This is a genomic window from Saprospira grandis DSM 2844, assembly GCF_000275825.1.
GTDB lineage: Bacteria > Bacteroidota > Bacteroidia > Chitinophagales > Saprospiraceae > Saprospira > Saprospira grandis_A.
In genome coordinates this window covers 4139204-4162523 of record NZ_JH719942.1, presented here as the reverse complement: position 1 = coordinate 4162523, position 23320 = coordinate 4139204, and the positions used below count along the sequence as shown (strand labels likewise).

At 48.0% G+C, this 23320-nt stretch carries 14 protein-coding genes; 10 read left to right on the top strand and 4 right to left on the bottom strand.

Going from position 1 to position 23320, the window contains the following annotated elements; all coding sequences use genetic code 11:
* Positions 1-1290 precede the first annotated feature (1290 nt).
* The 4 genes from leuS (at position 1291) to SAPGRDRAFT_RS18400 (ending at position 8029) form a co-directional block, all read left to right on the top strand.
* On the top strand, positions 1291-4110 hold the full coding sequence (leuS, locus tag SAPGRDRAFT_RS18420; protein WP_002660940.1) for a leucine--tRNA ligase: 2820 nt from the start codon (positions 1291-1293) through the stop codon (positions 4108-4110).
* Between the two features lie 250 nt (positions 4111-4360).
* Positions 4361-4978: a class I SAM-dependent methyltransferase gene (locus tag SAPGRDRAFT_RS18410; protein WP_002660939.1), complete on the top strand. Its 618-nt coding sequence runs from the start codon at positions 4361-4363 to the stop codon at positions 4976-4978.
* A gap of 3 nt (positions 4979-4981) precedes the next feature.
* Positions 4982-5788 (top strand): ABC transporter substrate-binding protein, encoded by an 807-nt coding sequence (locus tag SAPGRDRAFT_RS18405; protein ID WP_002660938.1) that lies wholly within the window; start codon positions 4982-4984, stop codon positions 5786-5788.
* Positions 5789-5986: 198 nt separating this feature from the next.
* A complete protein-coding gene (locus tag SAPGRDRAFT_RS18400; protein ID WP_002660937.1) occupies positions 5987-8029 on the top strand; it encodes a DUF3857 domain-containing protein in 2043 nt (680 codons plus the stop codon).
* A gap of 66 nt (positions 8030-8095) precedes the next feature.
* Here the strand turns inward: SAPGRDRAFT_RS18400 and SAPGRDRAFT_RS18395 are convergent, their stop codons facing one another.
* Positions 8096-11392: an AAA family ATPase gene (locus SAPGRDRAFT_RS18395; protein ID WP_002660936.1), complete on the bottom strand. Its 3297-nt coding sequence runs from the start codon at positions 11390-11392 to the stop codon at positions 8096-8098.
* A gap of 676 nt (positions 11393-12068) precedes the next feature.
* Here SAPGRDRAFT_RS18395 and SAPGRDRAFT_RS23670 point away from each other — a divergent pair.
* From SAPGRDRAFT_RS23670 to SAPGRDRAFT_RS18365, 5 genes are all read left to right on the top strand, one after another.
* Entirely contained in the window at positions 12069-12266 is a 198-nt protein-coding gene (locus tag SAPGRDRAFT_RS23670) for a hypothetical protein (RefSeq protein ID WP_037350569.1), read from the top strand.
* 89 nt (positions 12267-12355) lie between these two features.
* Positions 12356-14197: a hypothetical protein gene (locus SAPGRDRAFT_RS18380; RefSeq protein WP_002660935.1), complete on the top strand. Its 1842-nt coding sequence runs from the start codon at positions 12356-12358 to the stop codon at positions 14195-14197.
* Positions 14198-14272: 75 nt separating this feature from the next.
* A complete protein-coding gene (locus SAPGRDRAFT_RS18375; protein WP_002660934.1) occupies positions 14273-16717 on the top strand; it encodes a TonB-dependent receptor in 2445 nt (814 codons plus the stop codon).
* Positions 16718-16896: 179 nt separating this feature from the next.
* Positions 16897-17142, top strand: a complete 246-nt coding sequence (locus SAPGRDRAFT_RS18370) for an acyl carrier protein (protein ID WP_002660933.1) — start codon at positions 16897-16899, stop codon at positions 17140-17142.
* Between the two features lie 4 nt (positions 17143-17146).
* The gene (locus SAPGRDRAFT_RS18365; protein WP_002660931.1) at positions 17147-17719 is read left to right on the top strand and encodes a 4'-phosphopantetheinyl transferase family protein; all 573 of its coding nucleotides are present in this window, start codon (positions 17147-17149) and stop codon (positions 17717-17719) included.
* Here the strand turns inward: SAPGRDRAFT_RS18365 and SAPGRDRAFT_RS18360 are convergent.
* The gene (locus tag SAPGRDRAFT_RS18360; protein ID WP_002660930.1) at positions 17676-18725 is read right to left on the bottom strand and encodes a DUF6340 family protein; all 1050 of its coding nucleotides are present in this window, start codon (positions 18723-18725) and stop codon (positions 17676-17678) included. The genes SAPGRDRAFT_RS18365 and SAPGRDRAFT_RS18360 overlap by 44 nt on opposite strands.
* A 317-nt stretch (positions 18726-19042) precedes the next feature.
* Positions 19043-19612 carry a glutathione peroxidase gene (locus SAPGRDRAFT_RS18355; protein WP_002660929.1) on the bottom strand — a complete coding sequence of 190 codons (570 nt, stop codon included), beginning with the start codon at positions 19610-19612 and terminating at the stop codon, positions 19043-19045.
* 109 nt (positions 19613-19721) lie between these two features.
* Here SAPGRDRAFT_RS18355 and SAPGRDRAFT_RS18350 point away from each other — a divergent pair, with 109 nt between their 5' ends.
* On the top strand, positions 19722-20003 hold the full coding sequence (locus SAPGRDRAFT_RS18350; protein WP_002660926.1) for a hypothetical protein: 282 nt from the start codon (positions 19722-19724) through the stop codon (positions 20001-20003).
* A 2-nt stretch (positions 20004-20005) separates the two neighbouring features.
* On the opposite strand, the gene SAPGRDRAFT_RS18345 is transcribed toward SAPGRDRAFT_RS18350, so the two are convergent.
* Entirely contained in the window at positions 20006-23302 is a 3297-nt protein-coding gene (locus tag SAPGRDRAFT_RS18345) for an AAA family ATPase (protein WP_002660924.1), read from the bottom strand.
* Positions 23303-23320: the final 18 nt, after the last annotated feature.

Genomic DNA, 23320 nt, shown 5'->3' with positions numbered 1-23320 from the left:
TTATGCCTAATTCACAAGGTTTTTTTTAATTAGCTGGTTTTCAACTTGTTGGATTTATGCAACAAGGCCCTTAGAAACAAAAGAATGGGGAATAATTTTAGAAGCAGCTCAGCAAAGTATTAAAAGGTTTCCTTACGAGGAGCGTAAAAAATATTTTTGGTAGAGAAGTACTCGTTTATACTAGTATGTCCCCTTCTTAAAGAATAACTGCTAATCTTATTGCTAGGGGCCTCCCGCCTTCGGCGGGCGGTTACTCCCGTTGGTCGTCGAAGACGCCCTAAAGGGCTTGTTGTGGCCGTTTGGCCTTCGGCCATGGCGGCTTTGCCGCCTGCCATTCATCGCCTAGGGACAAGCCCCTAGGCTAACCCCATGGAGTCAGCCCTAAAGGGCCTCAACTGCTCATATATCTGGCCTTGCTCATCTGTTTTTGCAGAGAAGGGCCATATCCAAAGGCCCTCGCAGAGGGCTGTCTGAAAAAGCTAGCCTAGGGGCTTGTCCCTAGGCAGCAAAAAGGGCAGACACAAAACTTCAATATTAGTCCCTCAACTTTTTCTTGGTAGTTATGCGAGGGGGGGAGAGGAGATAAGAAGTTTTTATATGAAAAGGAGGTATTAGGTTTTTCGGTCCTGCGGCTTTTCATTAGTCCCTCAACTTTTTCTTGGGGCTTTTGAAAAAAGGAGAGATAAAGAAAACGTCTTTTAGCGGTTGGGCAGTTCTGCGGCCATGGGCTGAAGCCCATGGTTGTAGGGCTATGCAAACTGGCGGGCTAAAGCCCTTGTTTGCTGATGGAGCCTAGTGGAACAGAAAATCCCCTCGAATGAGGGGATGGCGATTTTTTCGATAGCCTAGGGCCTTGGCCCTAGGGTTCCTATGAAATTTATGGGGGAGAAAAAACAAAATCAAACTACCGAAGAAAAAAACACCCTTGTTTAAGTTCAAAGCGGTAGAGGATTTTAATCCTCTCCGCACTATAGATGTAGAATGGGGTTGTTGTATGGCTGCTGGTTTTAACCTGCAGCCACGGCTAGCAGGCGGCGAAGCCGCCGCAGGCCTAGGGGCCTGAAAGGGTGGCCGTCAGGCCAGACCCAGCCGCTGAAAGCGGCGCAGGGCCGAGCAGACCTGCGAGCCCTGCAAGGGCCCGGCCGCCGCAGGCGGCAGGCCCCAAAAAAAACAGATAAAGCAGCTTAAAATCCCTTCAGTTGAAACAGTTCTTTGAAAAACGCCAAAACTTGGCTAATTTGCAGCCTTAGATCAAATTCATTTTTAGTATCATTCAAGACAAGAAAAAAAATGGAATATAGGCCACAGGAGATCGAAGAAAAATGGAGATCCTATTGGAAAGAAAATAAGACCTACCAAACTCCTACTACTTCAGATAAGCCCAAATATTATGTGCTCGATATGTTTCCCTATCCTTCTGGAGCAGGTTTGCATGTGGGCCACCCCTTAGGGTATATCGCTAGCGATATTTTTGCTCGTTATAAGCGCCTTTCGGGCTTTAATGTGCTGCACCCTATGGGCTATGACGCCTTTGGCCTGCCCGCCGAGCAATATGCGATCCAAACGGGGGTACATCCTGCAGCATCTACAGCCGAAAATGTGGGCCGCTATCGCCAACAGCTCGATAAATTGGGCTTTAGCTATGATTGGGATCGCTCGGTCAATACTTCTTCTCCTGAATACTATAAATGGACGCAGCAGATTTTTATCTGGTTGTTTGATCATTATTATGATACAGCTGCCGATAAGGCTTTGCCCATAACAGAACTCATCCGTCAGTTTGAGGAAAAAGGCTCTGCCGCCGTAGCAGCCGCCCATAGCCATGAAGAGCATTTCTCTGCCGCCGATTGGCAGGGCTTTTCGGCCCAAGAAAAGGAAGAGGTCCTCATGAATTATCGCCTAGCTTACCGCAAAGTGGGCTATGTGAACTGGTGCGAGGAGCTAGGAACCGTTTTGGCCAATGACGAAATTAAGGATGGCCGCTCGGAACGCGGAGGCTTTCCTGTGGTCCAAAAACCCATGATGCAATGGGCTTTGCGCATTACCGCCTATGCCCAACGCCTACTCGATGGCCTAGAGACAGTAGACTTTTCGGAGGCCCTAAAAACACAGCAGCGCAACTGGATCGGTCGCTCTGAAGGAGCCGAGCTTTTCTTCCTCACCGAAAATAAAGCGGATAAAATCGAGGTCTTTACCACCCGCCCCGATACCCTTTTTGGCGTGAGCTTTATGGTGCTCGCTCCCGAGCATGAGTTGGTCCAAAAACTAACCACTGCCGAACAAAAAGAAGAAATTGAGGCCTACCTACACTATGTAGAAGGCCGCTCGGAACGCGATCGTATGATGGATGTAAAAACCATTAGCGGCGCCTTTACGGGCAGTTATGCCATTCATCCATTTACGGGCAAAAAAGTGCCGATCTGGATCAGTGAATACGTTTTGGCCGGTTATGGCACCGGCGCTATTATGGCCGTTCCTTCAGATGATGAACGAGATCAGCGTTTTGCCCAGCATTTTGGCCTAGATATTCTGCCCGTAGTCGATCAATCGGACTACCCCCATGCAGAAGTGGGCCAGAAAATTGGCAAATTGATCAATAGCGATTTCCTCAATGGCCTAGAGGTTAAAGCCGCCATCCCCAAGGCCATCGAAAAGCTAGAGGCCCTAAATATTGGTCAGCGCAAAGTGAATTTCCGCTTGCATGATGCCAACTTTAGCCGCCAACGCTATTGGGGCGAGCCTTTCCCCATCTCTTATGATGCAGAGGGCCTGACGCAAGTAGAAACCGCCTTGCCCGTAGAATTGCCCGAGCTAGATAACTTCCAACCTACTGCCGATGGACATTCTCCCCTGGCCAGAGTGGAGTCTTGGGTAAATACTCCCGAAGGACGCAAAAGAGAAACCGATACTATGCCCGGTTTTGCTGGCTCTAGCTGGTATTTCCTCCGCTATATGGACCCCCAAAATGAAAACGCTCCCTTCTCGGAAGAAGCCGTTAATTATTGGCAGGATGTCGATCTTTACCTCGGTGGAGCAGAACATGCCGTGGGCCATTTGATGTATTCTCGCTTTTGGCATAAGTTCCTTTACGATTTGGGCAAAGTGCCCAGCCAAGAGCCCTACAAAAAACTGGTCAATCAAGGCATGATCCAAGGGATCATCGAGCAGATTTATATGCTCAAAGAAAAGAATGAAGCGGGCCAAACGGTTTTCGTTTCTGCCGACCGCATTGCCGAATATGGCGGCGAAGAGGCTTTTGCCCTTTTGCCTGTGCATATCGATTTTGTGAGCAATTATGGCCAAGAAGATTCTCATTTGGACCAAGAAGGGGTGGCTAAATTCTTAGCCTGGCGCCCTAGCTATGCCAATGCCGAATTTATCTATAATGAAGCAGAACAGCTAGTCACGGATAGCGAAATTGGCAAGATGTCTAAGCGCTATTATAATGTGGTCAATCCCGATGATATGGTGGCCCTTTATGGTAGCGACTGTTTCCGCCTCTACGAAATGTTCCTCGGACCTCTAGAAGACTCTAAGCCTTGGAACACGAGCGGAATCTCTGGGGTGGCCAAATTCCTCCGCCGCCTTTGGTTGTTGTTCTACAGCCCAGAAGGGGAGTGGTTGGTCCAAAAGGAAACGCCTACGGCCAAAGAACGCAAGGCTTTGCACCATTGCATCAAGCAAGTACAGCAGGGACTCGAGAGCTTCTCGCTCAATACCTGCGTTTCCGATTTTATGAAGCTCAGCAATGAGTTGCGCGATCTCAATTGCCATAAGGCCGAAATTCTAGAGGGCTTTGTTTTGTTGCTCGCTCCCTTTGCCCCGCATCTCGCCGAAGAACTTTGGCAGGCTTTGGGCCATCAGGAGTCGGTCTTCAAAACGGGGGCTTTCCCTAGCTTTAATCCCGCCTATTTGGTAGAAGACAGCATCGTTTATCCCGTTTGTGTCAATGGGAAAAAGCGGGCGGCTATCGAGCTGGCCAATGGTTTGGCCCAAGAGGCCATCAAGGAGCAAGCCTTGGCCCTAGAAGATATTCAAAAATGGATTGAAGGAAAGACGATCCGCAAGGTGATTGTTGTGCCCAAGCGCATGGTCAATATTGTGGTTTAAGTTTTGTTTAAGGTCTCCAAGTTTGCGAATTTGGAGGCCTTTCTGTTTTTTAGGGGCCTCAGCTGCGGCTTCGCCTTGCTGCGCTACGCTGCAGGGCTCGCAGGTCTGCTCGGCCCTTCAGCCGCCTTTGGCGGCTTCGGTCTGGCCTTCGGCCACCCTTTCGCATCGCTAGGCCTGCGGCCCCTAAGGGGCCTGCAGCTCGCAAAAAAAAATTAGAACTCAAAAAAGCCCCTCCCAAAAAAAAAGAAAGATGAAAGAATTTTGGAACCAGCGCTATGGCGCTGAAGATTTTGCTTATGGCCGTCGGCCCAATCGTTATTTTGCTGCTCATTTACATGATGTAGAGCCCGGCAAAATTCTCCTCATTGCCGAGGGAGAAGGCCGAAACGCTATTTTTGCGGCCCAAAATGGCTGGGATGTTTGCGCCTGCGATCTCAGTGAGGAGGGCCAAGAAAAAGCCTTGGCTTGGGCCAAAAAAGAGGGCTTAGATTTGCGCTATGATTTAGGCGATTTTGGAGCACTGGATTATCCCAAAGAAAGCTTTGATGCCTTGGGCTTGGTCTATGCGCATTTTCCGCCTCATCTCAAGGTCGATTATTTGCGCAAAGCGGCCAACCTCATTAAGCCTGGGGGGCTTTTGCTCTTAGAAGGATTTGCCAAGGGACATACCGTCTATCAGGAAAAGAATCCGGCTGTAGGCGGTCCAAAAAATGTAGAAATGCTCTTTGATAAAGAAGAAATGCTCGAAATTTTCTCTGATTTTGAGTTTTCTATCCTCAAAGAGGAGGTGATAGAACTGCAAGAAGGGCTATATCATAATGGAGAGGCCGAAGTCTTGCGCATTATGGCCCAGAAAAAAGTAAACTAAAGTATGCCGATTTATATCGACCAAATGGGCCGCTCTGTAACTATTGCAGAGCGGCCTCAACGTATAATATCGCTGGTCCCTTCTCAGACAGAATGGCTGGCCGATTTGGGGTTGGAGCAAGAAGTTATTGCCTTGACCAAATTTTGTATTCACCCCAAGGCTTGCTGGCGAGAAAAAGAGCGGATTGGCGGGACCAAAAGCTTGGACCTAGAGAAAATCAGGGGTCTTCAGCCCGATTTAATTATTGCCAACAAAGAGGAAAACACAAAGGCGGAAATAGAACTTTTGGCCCAAGAATTTCCAGTTTGGATTTCGGATATAGCCAATTTGCCGCAGGCCCTAGAAATGATGCGGGCTTTGGGCCAAATTACGGGCCAAGCCGAGCGGGCCGAAAGCCTTTTGGGCCCCTTTGAGCAGGCTTTGGCGGCTTATCAGCCGCCTGCAGCTAATTTGTCGGTGGCTTATTTTATTTGGCGGCAGCCCTGGATGCTGGCCGCAGGCCAAACCTTTATTGACGAAATGCTCAATTGGGCCGGATTTAAAAATGCCCTGGGGCATTTGGCTCGTTATCCCAGTCTATCGCTAAAGGAATTGGAGAAAGAAAAAATTGATTTGATTTTCTTATCTTCGGAGCCCTATCCCTTTAAGGAAAAACATATAGCCGAGCTAAAAGAAATTTGGCCCAATAGCCAGATTCTTTTGGTAAATGGCGAGATTTTTTCTTGGTACGGTTCTCGTCTTTTTAAGGCTCCAGATTATTGCCGGGCGCTATGGAAAAGAATCTTGGCGGCAGGGAACTGGGGCGGCTAGCCGCCCTTGGCCCGCAGGGCCAAAACGGCTGAGGGATGGACAGCAGTGGCCCAAAGGGCCAGACCCAGCCGCCTTTGGCGGCGCAGGGCCGAGCAGACTTGCGAGCTGCGAAACAGCCCGACCCGAGCCGATAGGCGAGGGGCAGCCCCAAAAGAAAAAAAATAATAAGTTTATCAACAGCTAATTGGATTTAACGCTATGAAAAACAGAAAGTATCCCCTTTTGCTCTTGTCTTTTGCGCTATTGGGCGCCAACAGCCTGATGGGGCAAACCTTTAGTGAGTATGATTGGGGGGGCGAGATGCCCAAAGCGGGGGAAATTCCCGCAGAAATGCAGCAAGAAGATGCGGTTATTGTGAAAAGCTCGACCTATAGCAGCAATGAGTTTTCGGGGACCTTCCCTTATATTGAGCAGCTGGCGAACTACAAAGAATACCAGCATATTAAGTTCTTGAAAGCTGAGGCTACAGAGGATTATGAGCATCTGATTATTCCCAAATTTAAGGGCCGAATTGGCGATTTTGTGCAGATGAAATATGTGGATGTGCGCATTCGCAGAAAGGATGGCAGCCTAGAAGACCTGGTCATTCGGGATTTGGAACAGCCCAAATTTGAGGAAGATGACGAGTTGTATGAAACCCAAAAAAATGCTTATATCTATAAATTGCCCAAGCTAGAGCCGGGCGATGAAATGGAGCAGATTACGGTCATTGAGTCGAAATTTCCGGATCAAGGGCGAATTGTTACCTTATATAAGGACTATCCGGTATTGGAAAGTGAATTTAAGATTTCGGTTCCGAACTCGGTGGGTTTGAAAGGGCAGATTTATAATGGCATGCCTGCTGTAGACATCAAGGAAAGGGGCGAGCAGCGCTTTTATACTTGGAAAATGAACAACCTAAAAGCGGTACCTGAGGCCAATAGTTCGGGGACCATTTTTACGACTGAGCTGGAGCATTTTGTCTATGAGTTAGACTTTTCGGCCTTGCGTTCGGACCGCAGCATGAAGGTGAACAACTTTAGCGACCTTTTGCGTCAGTATAGCACGGACTTTATGGATGTGCGTATTCGTTCGAAGAAGAAAGTGCGCAAATTTTATGAAACCCTTTTTGCCGAAGGAGCCAAAACCTTTAAGAAGTCGGCAGAAGAACTAAGCGTAGTAGAAAAGGCCTATTTGATGAACAACTTTGTGGTCAAGGAGCTACAATTGGTGGGGCGTCTTAAGGACTTTGAAGAAAGTGAGGGCATTGATTATTTCTTGACCAATAAGAAAGCGGACTTTAGCAGTTTACTTTGCATTTACCGCGACTTTTTTGAGCGTCATAATATCGAGTTCTATTTTGGTATTGGCAAAAGCCGATTCAATGGACCTTTTGACAAGGACTATCCCTCGGCCACGCAGATTAGCTCTTACCTCTTTGTCTTTAAGGATGAAAATGGCTCGCTCTTTACCATTACGCCTACGGGAGGCTTGAATGAATTGCCTGCAGAACTGCAGAATACCAGTTGTTTCATGCTCGACCTCAATGATAAAAAGGCTAGTTTGCAATCAATTAACTTTAATGATGCTGTTTTAAAGGACAGCAAAAACAACAGTCGCAAGCGCCGTTTGCAACTGACCGTAGCTAAAAATGGGGATGCCGTCATCAAGGGGGACCTCAAGCTTTCGGGTTTGTTTTCTGGCCAACGCAACAATTGGGTAGCCGCCAATAAAGAAGGGCAAGATAGTTTGAAATTGGCCCTAGAGCGTAGCCTAAGCAGCCGTTTTGATGAGCGTGAAGTAACCGTAAAATCGGTAGAAATCAAGCAATTGAACATTGTACAACCCTATGCTTTCTCTTTGGTCTATGAAGCCGAAGTAAAAGGTCTTTTTGAAGAAAAAGAGGGCAAAATCTCGCTCAAGCTCAAAGACTGGTTGGGCCATAGTGTTCGCTGGGTCAGCAATGCCGACAAGCGTACTTTAGATTATCACAACCGCTTTTTGGGCCAAGATGAAGAAGAAATCTTCTTGGTTTTTGAATCGCCCAGAAAGGTGGAAGAAATTAAAAGTCTAACGGCCAAAAAAGAGAATGATCAAGCGGCTTATAGCCTGAAAGTGAGCCAAATGCAGCCCAATGTGGTGCGCATTAACTCTAGCTATAGCGTCAAGCAATTGGACCTCAAAGCCAAAGAGGCCAAAAAGCAGCAAGAGATCAATACACTTTGGGATGAATTGACCGACAAACGGATTTATCTCAAGTAAGCTCAGCGAATTGAGCAAAATACTAAGGGCGGCTCCTCATCTGAGGAGCCGCCCTTTTTTTTGGCCTTAAATATAAAGTTGTTTGTCAGAGGGATCTAGTGCAATATACAGCAAGACGGCTAGTTCTTCTGGACTAATTTGGGCCTGATTGGTATAGGCCGTTCGCAGATCGGTTAGGGTAGAGCGGGCCTGTTCTTCGCCCATCCAAATATCGTACAAGCGAATAATTTCGAGGGGGCTATTGCTTAGGGGCTCTTCCTGAAACTGAAGGCGCAGGCGAATGGGGAGGGCCGTTTGTTGGGGCCGATAAAAGAGGTGGTAGCCTTCTTCTTTTTTGAACAAATCATAGAGCGCATAGCCTTCCACCCAGATTTTTTGAGGCTCCATCCGATAATTGAGGTCCAAATATTCTAAAAGGCGAGCATAATTGGTCTGCAAATAATCAATTTCTTTTTGTCCTTGGCCCTCAATGGCCGACTCAAAATGCAGGCAGATCGCATCGGTTTCCTCCTGCAGCGCTAGGCGGCAAGCCATACTCAAATAAGTAACCTTAAGCAGCTGCTGCAAATAAAGCGATTGACTGCGGTCAAATTGATCGGGAGCATTTTGGTAGACATAGCGAAGTTCGGCCAAGGCGGCATCTTCAAAGACGGCCTCTTGCTTGAGCTGTTCCTGACTAGCGGCTGCTTTTTGGTAGAGCAGGCTGCGGGTACCACTATTCTTTAAGCGCAGAGGCGTTACCTCCTGGCTGAGGCTCTTAAATTCGAGGAGCAGGTGCTGTAGGCGTTCCTTGCTTTGTTCTAGCTGCTCTTTGAGCTGAAAGAAATGCCATTGTTCCTGAGCGGGTTGGCTGCTATAAAAGTGGCTTTCCTCTTCTTGGCTCTCTCGGAGCAGGCCTTGCATCTGTTCTACCTTGCGGAGCAAATCTTTATAGGCATAGGGTCCTTTTTGCTGCTGCATATTGGGCAGGCCGCTTTGCTCTAAACGCTGAATAAAGCGAAGTTCTTCGATGCGGGCCTGTAGTTTATCCTCTTTGAGCTGAATATCGAAAATAACGGGTTGTTCTCCGGTCGTTTTCAGTAGTTCCTCGGCGGTAAAGGCCGTTAGGTCTCGTTCAATTTGTCTTTTGAGGGCGCGTCCTCCCATCCGTTTGCTATAGCCCCTATTGGCTACCCACTCTAGGGCGGCCGCCGAAATATTGAGGATGCTAGTTCTTCGAACAAAGCCATCTCTACTGAGCAGCTGCTTAATTTGCAGCTGAGCAATTTGTAGAATATGCGGCAGTTCTAGGCTATTAAAGATCACAATCTCCTCAATGCGATTGATAAGCTCTGGACGGAAGAAATTCTCTACGGCTCTTCGATAAATAGCGGCTTGCTCATCGGGGCTATTGCCAAAGCCCAAGCGGCGGTCCAAATCTTCGGCCCCAATATTCGAGGTCATGATGATAATGGTATTGCTAAAGTCTATTGGGCGACCAAGGGCATCGCTCAGGCGGCCATCGTCCAAAACTTGTAGCAGCAGGTCGTGCACCAGGGGGTGGGCTTTTTCGATCTCATCAAAAAGCAGAATGCCAAAGGGATTATAGCGAAGTTTTGCGCCCAATTGTCCCTCGGGTTGGTTGTAGCTGCCCAACAGTCGGCTGCTGGCATTATAGTCATTATACTCATTCATATCAAAGCGAATGAGTTGTTTGGGGTCTCCGGTCAAATAATCGCAAATGACCTTGGCGGCCTCGGTTTTGCCTACGCCGGTGGGGCCAATAAAGAGGAAGGAGGCCAGCGGGCGGTTGGGGTTTTGCAATTTGGCCTTCAGCAGATGAATCAATTGGCTGAGCCGCTCTACGGCCTGTTCTTGCCCAATCAAGCGGGCCGAAATATTTTTGCGCAACTCCTCAGCCTCTAGCTGATAATTATCGTCTAGAATAGGCGAGGCCAAGCCCGTATACTCCTTAAATTCTTCCTGTACCTCTTCTACATCAATACTTTGGCCTTGTAGTTTTCGGGCCAGTTGCCGCATCATTTTGGCCACACTACCCGGCAGGGCTCTTTTCTTAAAGTAGTTATGATGAATATTGAGCATCTGCTGCAAAGCAGGCACACTAATGCTACAAGCCTCTTGCAATTCGAGCTCTTTGCGCAGGCCCAAAAGCATGCGGGCGGCTTCCTCCTCCTTGGCGGCGGGAATCCGTTTGAGCTGAAACAGTTCGGTAAATCGACGGTCTTTTTCTTGCAAAAGTTTCCATTCCTCCGAGCTAGCAATCAAGATGAGCTGAAAGGCCTGCTGCTCTAGATAGGGCTTGAGCAAATCGGCTAAGGTCATGCTGTTTTGGGCCGTTTTCCCAATTCGGACCAAAGCCAAAGGGTTGTCAATAACGAGTTTATGGCTTAGTTGCTTATTGCGATAGCCTTTTGGGGAACGCAGTTCCTCCACAATCGCCTCCATTCGCTTTTGCCACATGCCCACAATGCTCATTCCCGAAATCACTCGGATGGGGTCGAGCCGCCAGATGATCTCTTCCTCCTCGGGCAATTCTTCTTCGCCCTTTTTCATATAGCGGTAGACCATCTCTTCAATTAGGCTGTGCCGCCCCACACCCGCCTCGCCAATGAGGACCAAAGGCTGGTTATTGGGCCCATACACCAAGGGGGAAAGCTCTTTAATCAGCTCTTCCCGCTCAAAGGCGCGTTGCAATTCACTGGGGTAAAAGTTGTTGAGGTTGCGCCCCAAACGCTCTAGTTCATCGGCCCCATCAAAGGAAGTAGGCGCCTGAAAAAAGGCCATCATATCATTGCCTGCAGTCGCTTCAAAAGAAAAATCTCCCTGCTCTAAGCTAATGCGCATTTGTAGCTCTTGCACAAACTCAGAACGCTGCAAACAAAACTGCTGCAATTCGTCTAAACTGCTGCCCTCTTCTAGCTCCATCAACAGCAATTCTTCAATTACGGCCTTTGTTTGGTCCAAAATATCCGAGGGCTTTTGCCGCTCTACATCTACCAAAAAACAATAGGACTGAAAACTGGGCAAACAAACAATGCCTTGCTCCTGCAACTGAAAATAAAGAATGTGAAAACGCCCCTGAAATAATTGCTCCTTCTCTAAAAGAAACTTGAGCTGCGGCTTGAAGGATTGCATCTTGGGCGAAAAACGAAACCAAGAGAGCTGCTCCATATTGTCTCTGCGCAACTTGAAATCTCTAAAATAGGCCCGCAACTCTTTTCTAAATTGCTGAAGCGCAGCTTCATAACGACGGTCGGTGGCAATGGGCGATTGAAAAAATAGCGGGCGAATATAATATTGCCAGCGCTCATCTACCTTAATATTTTGGACCAAAACAGGCAGTTGCAGCTGTACAGAGGACATAAATTCTATTGGTTTTAGTTTAAGCTTAGCAAGCTAAGGAATCTAAACTGTTTGGGCAAAGTCCACCGCATATATTTAAGGCGCAGTTTACTTTTTTTATTTTTTTGGGGCCTCCGCAGCAAAGCTGCGGCGCTACGTTTCGCAGCTCGCAGGTCTGCTCGGCCCTGCGGCCTGACGGCCTTGGTCTGCGGCTGCGCCGCACTGCTGCACATCGCTAGGCCGCTTGAAGGAGGTATTAGGTTTTTTTGGTCCTGTGGCTTTTCATTAGTCCCTCAACTTTTTCTTGGGCGTTTTAAAAAAGGAGAGATAAAGAAAGCGTCTTTTAGTGGCTAGGTAGCTTTGGGCTGAAGCTTAATGGAAAGCTAGAAGTAGAAAAAGCGAACAAGGACTTTAGTCCGTCAGTTCGCTCAGGTAACAACCCTGGGCTTCAGCCCAGGGCGCTAAACATAGCAATTGTTTTACTCCTGATTTTTTTGTGTGGACTTGTTCTGCGGCCATGGGCTGAAGCCCATGGTTGCGGGTCTATGCAAACTGGCGGGCTAAAGCCCTTCTTTGCTGATGGAGCCTAGTGGAACAGAAAAATCCCCTCGAATGAGGGGATGACAATTTTTTCGATACCCTAGGGCCTTGGCCCTAGGGTTCCTATGAAATTTATGGGGAAGGAAAAAACAACCCCTTGTTCAAAGCGGTAGAGGATTTTAATCCTCTCCGCACTATAGATGTAGAATGGGGTTGTTGTATGGCTGCTGGTTTCAACCTGCAGCCACAGCTAGCAGGCGGCGAAGCCGCCGCAGGCCTAGGGGCCTGCAAGGGGGCCGCGCAGCGGCAGACCAAGGGCGAAGCCCGCAGGGCCGAGCAAACCTGCGAGCCCTGAAAGGGCCCGGCCGCCTTTGGCGGCAGGCCCCAAAAAAAGAAACAGACTATCTAGTTCTAGAGCAACTTCATTATCTTTCCTAAAAAAAGATGAGGTACCCTATATTTGTTCTCCTCCTATTTTTTGGATTACCGCTTTGGGCACAATCCTTAAAAGCCTATGAAAAGGCCGCTCAGGCCGCCCTAGATCGGGCCGATTACTACAATGCTATTTATTATTATGAGGCGGTCTTGCAAAGCAAACCCCAGGCTGATATTTATTGGGCCTATGCTCGGGCTTTGGCTGGCGCTTTGGCCCATGAGCAGGCCGCGAGGGCTTACCAAAAGGCCGAGAAAAAAGCCGAAGATTATCCAAATTTTTATTATTGCTATGGCCTGAGTCTGCAGCAGTCTGGGCAGTATGAGCGGGCCCAACAGGCTTGGGAAAAGCAAGTCGCAGAGCAGCTGTCTCCCTATGAAAAAGCGCATTTGCAGCAGTGTTTAAAGGGCCTGGGGATGATTGAAGAGCAAGTTGTTGATGAGGATTGGAACTGCCAAAATATGGGGCCAAAAATTAACGGCCCCTCGGCAGATTATGCGGCTTATAAGGATAGTCTGGACCGCCTGCAGTTTTCGGCCCTGCGACAAAAAAATGCTGAGGCGGCCTTTCGCAGCCAATTGTACAGAGAGCGAGAAAAAGGAAAAAAGGCCCAGCAAGATGAGCGAATTGGTCAGCAAAAGCAGCTAGGCGCCAGTTGTTGGGGCAAAAACTTTGCTTCTCGATACCTTACGATTATTGAAGATAGCAGCTCTTATTTGGCCTATAGCTATTTGCAGGAAAATGGCCGTTTTTCGCTCCCCAAAGCCTTAAAAGGTTTGCCCGATCGCTCTAGCCAACCGCATTACTATGCCTTTGGCGAGGACTCGGCCTATTTGTACTTTGTCCATCAAACGGCCCAACAAAAGGAAGATATTTATTGGGCCAAAATAGCTGAGGATACGCTTGTGCTTGCCTTTGCTCCCTTGGGGGGCGAAATAAATAGCCCTGGCCGAGAGCTTTCTCCTTTTAGACGGGGCGATAGTCTGTTTTTTGCCTCAGATTTTTGGGCGGGCTATGGTGGCTTAGACATTTTTTGCGCCAGCAGCGATAGCATTTTTAATTTGGGGCCGGGCCTGAACTCTGCCGCCCATGAGCTCTATTTTTATCTTAATCAGGGCGATAGCAGTGGCTATTTTGCTTCTAATCGAAAGGGCTCGCAGCAATTGAAGGAGGCCGTTTGCTGCACCGATATTTATCAATTTGAAAGTAGTCGATTTTTGCCTCCTTTGCCACTCGAGCCCCCGCTTTTGGTCCAATTAGATAGCCCGCCACCACCGCCAGTAGTGCCCAGCCAAGAAGAGGAACTTCTCACGGCCTTGCAGCAAGCTTTGCCCCTGGCGCTCTATTTCCATAATGACGAGCCCGATAGCAATAGCCTCGCTCTATCGGCTAGCCAAACTTATCGGCAATCTTGGGGGAGCTATGCGCAGCTTTTCCCTAGCTATCGCCAACAAAATAGCTCCAATTTGGCCGCTTGGGAACAATTTGAAGCGCAGGCCAGCGCCAACTACCAGCAACTGCAGCAGTTTGAAGAACAATTGCTGGCCCTTTTGCAAACTGGGGCTAGGGTAGAAGTAGCCCTAAGGGCCTATTGTTCGCCTCGTTCTTGGACCGATTACAATTTTAATTTGGCCCAAAGGCGCTTAGATGCCCTTATCAATAATTGGGAAGAAGGCCCACTAGCGCCTTATTATGCCAGCGGCCAACTCCAACTCAAATCCTTGCCTCTGGGCGAAAGCCAAGCCCCAAAAACAGTAAACGATCGCTTCGATCAACCCCAACTCTCCATCTTTTCGCCCGCAGCAGCCAGAGAACGACGACTAGAAATTGAATTTGTTTCCCTTAAAAACTAAAATTTAGGCATCTAGGCAGACTTAAAAAACGTACTTTTGACTCTAAGTTTTTATCTCACCCAAGCTTTATAACTTATGCGCTGGATTAACCTCTGCATCTTTATGGGCCTTATGCTCCCCACTTTATGGGCCCAAAATACTCAAGAAATTCGAGGCCGTGTCCTTGACAAAACGAGCAAACAACCGCTGGTTGGCGTTACGGTCCTCCTCTTTGAAAGTGACCCTATTTTGGCCACAGTTACCGACTTTGACGGCTTCTACAGAATAGAAGTCCCTCTTGGCCGCCAACAAATAGAAGCCCGATATTTAGGCTATGAACCCTTTCTCAGTAAACCCCTAATTATCTCTAGCGCCAAAGAATTGACCCTAGATATTGAACTGCTAGAAACCGTTCAGGAAACAGGGCAGGTGACCGTAACCGCAGCCGCTGCTAGTAGCGGAAACGAGGCTATTAACGAGCTTTCGGTGGTCAGTACCCGCTCTTTTTCTGTAGAAGAAACAGAGCGCTATGCCGCTTCTATCAATGACCCCGGGCGGATGGTGATGGCCTTCCCCGGCGTACAAGCCAACCAAGATACCGAAAACGATATTATCATCCGAGGAAACTCGGCGGTGGGCGTGCTTTGGCGGGTAGAAGGCCTTGATATTGCCAACCCTAGCCACTTTGCCCGCCCAGCAACTACTGGAGGTGGAATTACCGTCTTTAGTGCTTCTCTTTTGAGTAATTCTGATTTTAGCACAGGCGCTTTTGCGGCAGAATATGGCAATGCTTTTTCGGGTGCTTTTGATGTGCGTTTCCGAAAAGGAAACTTGGAAAAACGAGAGTATACCTTTAGAGCGGGACTAATCGGAATTGACTTTGCCGCTGAAGGCCCAATCAAAAAAGGAAGAAGTTCTTATCTGATCAACTACCGCTATTCTACTATGGGCCTTCTGGCCAAAGGAGGACTCTATGTGGTTAGAGAAAATGCCTCGAATACCTTTCAAGATCTCTCCTTCAACCTCTACTTCTCTGGCCCAAAAAATAAGAACCGCTTTACTATCTTTGGTATGGGCGGTTTGAGCCAAGAGTACTGGTGGATGCTGCCCAAAGACCGCTGGCAAAATAGCCTAGATTATGTCTGGGATGCCAATACCACCAATATGGGCGTTTTGGGAACCACCTATACGAGGCTGATTGATGATAAGTCCTTCTTTAAAATGTCTGCTGGGGTAGGAAGTAATTACCTCAATGATTATCAGGTAGAACCCACGATTGCCGCCGATTCTATTTACTGGCTAGAACGGAATAATTTCCTGACCACCAAGTTTAGCTGGCATGGAGTATATAGCCGAAAAATTAACCGAAAATTGCGGATTAAAGCAGGCTTGATTAGTACCTACCATCTCTGGGACCTAGAATATGGCTTGTTTCAGGGCGATAGCCTAGGCTACCAAAATTATTTGGGCCAATTTACCCCCGGTCCTAGCCGCCCTCTAACCGCCGCCTATTTTGATCCCGATCAAGTGGGCGATATCCCTACTTTTGATGGAGAAGGCGAATTGGGAACGGCCTTTAGCCAACAGGCTTATGCCCAAGCTAGTTACCACCTCAATGAGAAGTTTACGATTAACGCAGGTGCCCATTTCTTGTTTTTGGCCCTCAATCAGGATTGGGCCCTCGATCCTCGCCTCTCTATGCGCTACGAATTGAGCCAAAATACTAAGTTTACTTTTGCCTATGGCCTGCACTCAAAAATGCAGCCTTTTGGGACCTATATGCTGAGCTTTGAAGGGGCCGACGGCGCCCTTTATCAACCCAATAAAAATCTTAAGTTTACTAGGGCACACCATCTTATTGCCGGTTTAGAACAAATGCTGACCCCCAAGCTTCGCCTACAAGTAGAGGGCTATTTTCAACAACTCTATAATGTGCCCATCTCTACAGACCAAAATAGCAATTTCTGGTTCTATAATCTCCGCGATAATTATGGCACGATCCCCATGCTCTCTGAAGGAAAAGGCCAAAATTATGGGGTTGACCTTACCCTAGAACAGTTCTTTGGCAAAGGGTTTTTTATGCTCTTCACCGCCTCGGCTTTCCGCTCTACCTTCAAGGCTTGGGAGCAAGATTATCGCGCTGCCCGACTAGATAACCGCTTCTCTAGCAGCCTGATGGCCACAAAAGAGTTTGTCTTTAAAAATGGGGGCGTCCTACAATTGGGGATCAAAACTTTCTTCCGCGGTGGCTTGCACCACCCCCAAGCCGATATTGAGGCTTCTCAAGAGTTGGGCGCCTTTGTGGAGGACCAAGAAGCCGCTTTCGATGCTAGTTTCCCCCCTTATTTTCGCCTCGATACTCGCTTGGCTTACCGTAAAGATTTCAAAAACTTTTCCTATACGATTGGCCTCGATATCCAAAATACTACCAACAAAAGAGATAACTGGCGATCGGTGGAGTATGACAGAAATCTACAAACTATTGTGCTAGATCCCAATACGGGCTTTTTACCGATCTTGAGCTTTCAGATTGATTTTTAGGGGCCTCCTGCCTTCGGCAGGCGCTACGTTTCGCAGCTCGCTATTCGCTCGGCCCTACAGCGGCTGCGCCGCTTTGGTCTGGCCTTCGGCCACTGCTGCACATCGCTAGGCCATCTGGCTTTGGGGGGCATCTAGCCCCCCAAAACCAGCTTATTTTTCCATTTCCTCAACTTTTAATCATGACAAGAGAAGAATTAACTGCCGCCCTAAAAGAAATTATGGCGCCTTATGTTCAAGATCAAGCTGCTTTTGAAGCCGCCCAAGAGGATACTCATTTAATGAATGACCTCAAAATCAATTCTCAGCATTTGGTGGACATTATCCTAGATGTAGAAGATGCTTTTGATATTGAAATTGATGATGAGGCTGCCGAAAAGATGATGACCGTAGGCGCCGCTGTCGATATCATTCAAGCTTTAATTTAAACCTATGCTCGGAACAGATATTGTTGCTCTGGAGCAGCTGCATAGCAACCGCTGGACCAGACGATTGGATAAGGTCTGTAGCCTAGAGGAACAAAAATGGCTGGGGCAAGCGCCCCAGCCATTTTTGGCTTTTGCCCAGCTCTGGGCCATGAAAGAAGCCGCCTATAAATTGGGTCTTCGTTTGGGGGCGCCTTTGGGCTATTACCCCAAAAAAATTAGCCTGCAAGCTAGGACCAATGGCTACTTTTATTGTCCCCTTTGGGGCGTCTATGTATCGCTAAAGCAAGCAGAAGGTTACTTTTGGGCCCAAGCAGCCGAGCAGCTTGCTCACTTCTCCCAAATTCACTATGAGGTCTATCATTGGCCGGAGCTTGCCTTATCGCCTCGCTTGCGCTCGGCTGCTTTGCGAGAAGAATTGGTCCAGCATTTGGGGCCTGGCCAGCTCATTAAAGACAAAAAGGGCCTGCCCTTTTGGAAAGAAAAGACAGGCTCCTCGCTTATACCGTTAAGCCTTAGTTATGATGGCCCCTGGGCTAGTTGGGCCAGGGTAGTTCCTGCTGCCGCTTATAGTTCTTAATTCGTTTTCGCTCCTTGGCCAACCATTTATAGTATTCCCTCGCTGGCTGAAAGGCATTGAGGAAGAAGGCCTCTCGAGCAAGGGTTTCGGCATTGGCCAGTTTCCCTTTTTGCTCTTCATAAACGGCTAGGTTAAATAAGAGTTTACCCCTAAGTTTTTGCTCATTGGTGTCTAGCAATTGCCGCCAAATTTTAGCGGCTTCCTCCCAATCGCCTTTTTTGACCAATTTATAGGCGGTTTTCATTTCTTTCTGGCCTTTGTGGTAGATGTAGCGTCTTTTTTGGACCATCGTACTGCAAATGCGCATGGCGTATTGCCGGCCCAACTGATAGCCCTGAAATTTCATTTTCTTGCTTTTAAAAGGCGAGATAATTTGGCCCACAACATCATAGTCGCTACTATTGGAGTTTCCACTAAATTGCTTCCCCGACCGCCAAATGTCTATCACTTCTTGGCGCTCAAGGTCATATAGTCGCCAACAAACTCTTAAATGAATTTTGCTAGTGGCTGTGGGCCTAGGCGCTCGGCCCTGGCCTCCGTTGCGGGCATATTCTGTATGGGGGTCTTCTTGGTCACTATCTACCATTTCTAAGCTAGCTAGTAGCTGCCCTTTTTTGGCCAAAGCCCGCAGAAAGCTGTCGGGCAAAGGGGGCGGAATTTCGCCACTGAGCTGTAGCCGCCCATAGCTGGTATCTATTTTTTGTTGTTCTCTTTTTCGTTCTTCTACTAGGGTTTCTTCTAGGCCTTTAAGGAGGCCTTGGGCGGCTTGTCGGTCATCGCCCACGCTTTCTCCAGAGGCTAAGCCCTCTAGGGTGTTGATTAAGAGTTGGTTACCTTTTTTATTGCTAAAGGCGTGGTTCCAAACTAAAATTTGGTCCAAACTATCGGGCAGGTAAAGGTCGGGAGAACGCATTTGGTAATAAGAAACTGATTTTCTGATGCTGCAACTGCTTAGCAGAAGGGCACTAAAAATAAGAAGTAAGAGGTTGGGTAGGTTTTCTTTCATTTTTTTGAGGTTTCAATGAGGAATAGAATAGTTGTTTATCAATATACTGCTTCTTTGCATTTTGCAAGAGGAAGCGCTCTCAAGGCTTTTGTCTAACTGCCCCCTAAAAGGCCCGCAGGGCCGTCGGCTGAGGGATGGATAGCCGTGGCCCGAAGGGCCAGACCCAGGGCTTTTGAAGCGAAGCGAAAAGCCCGCAGGGCCGAGCAGACCTGCGAGCGGCGGCACAGCCCGACCCGCCCGCAGGGCGGGGCAGCCCCAAATAAAAACCGCTTAGTCCAAAAAAAGCTAAGCGGTAAAAAAAACAGTTGGAGAACTGCTTATTGGGGAAGGGCGGCAACAATTGCTTGGCGAATCTCTTTTTCGGTTACTTTTTCTCTGGGGGCAAAAGACTGCAGCAGCTTGCCTTCTGGCGAAATGAGGAACTTTTGGAAGTTCCAGCGGACTTTAGCATCGAGGACCCCGTTTTCTGACTTCTGCGTGAGGTAGCTATACAAAGGGTGAATATTTTTGCCTTTGACCGATATTTTGGCAAACATAGGAAAGCCGACTCCATAATTTAGGCGACAAAAACTTTTGATGTCCTCATTACTTCCGGGTTCTTGGCCCATAAAGTTATTGGCGGGGAAGCCCAAAATGAGGAGCCCTTGATCTTTGTATTCCTCATAGAGTGCCTGTAGCTCTTCATACTGAGGGGTGAGGCCGCATTTGCTGGCTACATTGACAATGAGTAGGGTTTTGCCCTTATATTGATTGAGTTGAATCTCTTCTCCGTCAATGGTTTGTACTTTAAAATCATAAATCTTAGCCATATCGTTGCAGGGTTTAAATGCTAAAAAACTAAAAGCGAGGCCAAAAAATACTAGGCCCGAAACAAATAGGTACTTCATGAAGAATCCGTTTTTCTATTTGATTAAATATACGTACTTTTTACAAACGGCAGGGCGATGTAAATGTTTGCCACAGCCATTCTTAAATTTACTTTAAATTGACCAACTTATGAAATATTTATTGATCGCCATTTCCTTTCTGTTTATTCTTTCTAGCGGTTTGCAAAGTTGCAACCGAGGTCCTTCTTGCCCTGCTTATGGCGGTATTGACCCTGGTTTTAGCACCCCTAACCCCGATGATAAGGCCAGAGAAACGGCCCTAAAAAGCAAGGGGAAATATGACAACAAAAAAGAGGTAGAAAAGAAAAAGAAGAAAGAGCTCAGTGCCAAGCGCACTAAAAAGGGCAAATCCAATCTTTTTCCGGGCTATATGCGTAAAAAGCGCCGCTAAGCCTATTGCATTAAGGCCTCGATATGGTCCTTGAAGAGTTGCTTCCAGATGCTGTATAGCTGTTGAAAGTATTGGTCTTTGGGGACTTCTTGTTTGGAGAGTTGAAACTCGCTATCCTCTATGCGCTGAAGGCGATATTTGCGTTTGGGGCTACGGCTAAGCGAGCGGACCTTCATGCGGTGTGGGGCTTGGGGCAGTTCGCTTTGGTCGTTTCCTTGCAAGAGGTAGTAGTAATGAAATTTATCCAAATCGTACTCTAGGGCATGTAGGCCATACTCATGGGCAAAGAAGAGGCGAGCGCCAGGCCCCTGAATATTCAGGCGCAAGGCAAATAGTCGTCCTAGGCTATCGAGCTGGGCCAATTCTTCTAGCTGCTGTACCCTACGCTCTAGATATTGATATTGGCTAAGGCGGATTTTATAATAATTTTGGCCATTTTCTTTTTTCTCCTCCAAAAGTTCGGCTTGTTCTAGGGCCTGATAAGCGGCAGTATCTAGCCAAACCTCTTCCTCTAGCTTCTCTATTTGTTTGGGCGCCAAAATAGCAGTCATCTCTAGCTGAAAGCCTTCTTCATAGCAGGCCTGAGCAATAAATTGCGGAAGCCTTAAATCGGCAAAAGCCTCAGGCGTGCTATATATAGATAAAGTCAGTTGATCGGCCTGTTGGTCCATCAAACGATAGAGCGATAATTTGCTTTCAAAAAAGGCTTTCTCCCAATCTTTTAGGGCCTGATGTCGCTGCCGATTGAACTGCCGATACCCCAAGCTACAAAGGGCCATTTCGGTTTCTAAGGCATCAATTTCTTTTCCTTTTTCTTGAATTTCGGCCAAGAGCTGGCTGCCCTTATTGAGGAAGCGAGCGGCATTGGCTTGCTCTTGCTCGGCCTGCTCTCTGCGAATTTGCTCTAGCTGCCGCTCTAGCTGGATGAAAAACTGTCCTTCTTTGAGCAAATGAAAGTCGTAGCGCAACTCGCTGGCAAAATCCATATACTGCCCCTGACTCAGTTGTTCAATCAGGGCGCTAAATTCCTGACTCTGGGCCTTGAGCTGAAAGACCACTCGCTGCTCCTTGGGGGCATAGTCGGCCAAAACATCCAGACGGTCGTCGGGCCCATATTTGTTGAGCTCTTCGGCCAAAGGTAAATAAAGCAGACTGCGCATGGCCCGCTGCAAGGCCCGAGCGCCATATTTGGGCTGGTAGCCCTCTTGGGCTAGGCGGATTTTAAGCGCCATAGAGCAGCTTAGGGCAATGGGCCGACGCTTCAGCCCCTCCCGCTCCTTAAATAAAGCCAGCTCTCTTTCTACCAATTGGAGCATCAGTTCTTGCCCCAAAGGCTGAAAAGGCAAAATCCGATCGAGACGATTGTAAATCTCTGGACGGAAAAACTTTTGTAGCTCTTGCTCAAAATGCTGCTGCAGCTCCATATTAGAGAGCTGCTCGGCCCAACCAATGCGCTTGTTTTGCATTTTTGCCGCCCCCACATTAGAGGTCATGATGATGATGCAACTGCAAAAGTTGACCAACTGCCCCCGACTATCACTCAATCGCCCTTCGCCCAAAATCTGAAGCAAAAGGTCGTTGAAGGAAGGATGCGCTTTCTCCAACTCATCAAAAAGAAGGACCGAAAAAGGCTCTCTACGAACAGCCGAACTCAACAATCCATCCGAGTTGAAGTCGGTCCCAATTAATCGCATGACATCATAGGGCGAAGAAAATTCACTCATGTCAAAGCGAATCATCCGCTCCCGACTGCCAAACATATAGTCGGCTAGTAGTTTGGCCAATTCCGTTTTTCCAACTCCCGTGGGGCCCGCAAATAGGAGAGAGGCAATAGGCTTTTCTGGCCGATTGAGGCCCGTTTTAACCAAGGCCAAAACATCTCTTAGGCTTTCTATGGCCGCATCCTGCCCAAAAAGCCGCTTTCTAAAAAATTGCTCTAAGGCAAATGGATCTAGCTTGATTTCAGGGTCTACCATAAAGGCCGGCATATTGCTCTCCTGACAAAAGGCCTGCACCACTTGGCTGCGGCTGATTTTTCCGCCCTGCTCTTTTTGCTGCTGTAATACACTCTCCAAAAAACGAATGCTTCTGGCCGGAAAACCCGAGTAGGGTTGATAACGCAACTGCAAACGCAAGCCTTCTGCAATGGCTTTAGAAGAGATTTTAAGGCCCATGTCTTTGGCCTTCTGCTGTATTTTTCCACTCACTATTGCGCTGAGCTCGGCCCCCTTGGGCGCAAAAAGCTCCAAACGCTGAAAATGCTGCAAAAAGGAAGGACTCCGACTCTCAATCAGCGCAAGCTCCTCCGCTGTGCATTCGGCAATTAGGCGAATTTCGCCCCGGTCCAAATACTGACGAACCTGCTCGGCCATGCTCAAATCACTGCCCGAGTATTGCCCCACCTCAAATAGAGAAAGCAGATGCTCTACATACAGCATTTCTTGGGCCTGCCGCAGCTCTTGCACCAATAAATGCAGCTTTTCCTGCCACCCCCCCTCTCCACTCAGTTCCTTAATGAGCCGAGCGGCTGTAGTCCGCCAAATCTGAGGCTTTTTGGCCCTCCGCTTCCGCATCGCTTCCAACAAAAGGGTGGATTTCCCCACTCCCGAAGGCCCAACCAATAAAATAGATTGCCCCTCTTGTTGCAAAAGCTGCAAAAGCTCCTCTAAGGCCGAGCTATGTCCCCAAAGTTGCTGTTTTTTGGCCTTGGGCAAAAGACTGGCCGCCTGAGGCAAAAGGTTGTTTTCTTGCTTTTCCTTGAGCTTGGCCAATTCCTTGAGACTGTAGGCCACTAGGTCAACGCTGCCCTTTTGCAAACTCATTTTTTCGGCCCAAAATAAAGGCAATAAACCCTGCACATACTCCAAACGACCCGCCCGAAGCACATCAATTTCTACCAATTGCTTGAGCTGCTGCGGAATATCCTCCTCCCGAGCCGCAAAACCCTCCAAACCCAACTGAGGCAACATCAACCAATAGCCCTGCTCTTGCTGCCGACGCAAATAAGGCAACTGCAAATGAAAGGCCTGCAGGTCCAAACGCTCCTCAAAACTCGGATGGTCAAAGTATAATGAGACCTCCGCCAATTCAAAATCTTCCGGCAACTCATAGTCCGCCAAAAAAAGATATTCCCCCTCTTTCATAACCGCCTCCTGAAAACGCTGCTGAAAATGTTGGCGCAAATCCTCCTCCCGCTCCAAAGATAAATAATCTTGCTCGGCCAAAGGAATGCGAATAGGGCTGGCTTGCCCCGCCAAATAAAGCGATATAATCGGAAACGGAAGTTGTACTTTCTGCATATTCAATGATTCGTTTGG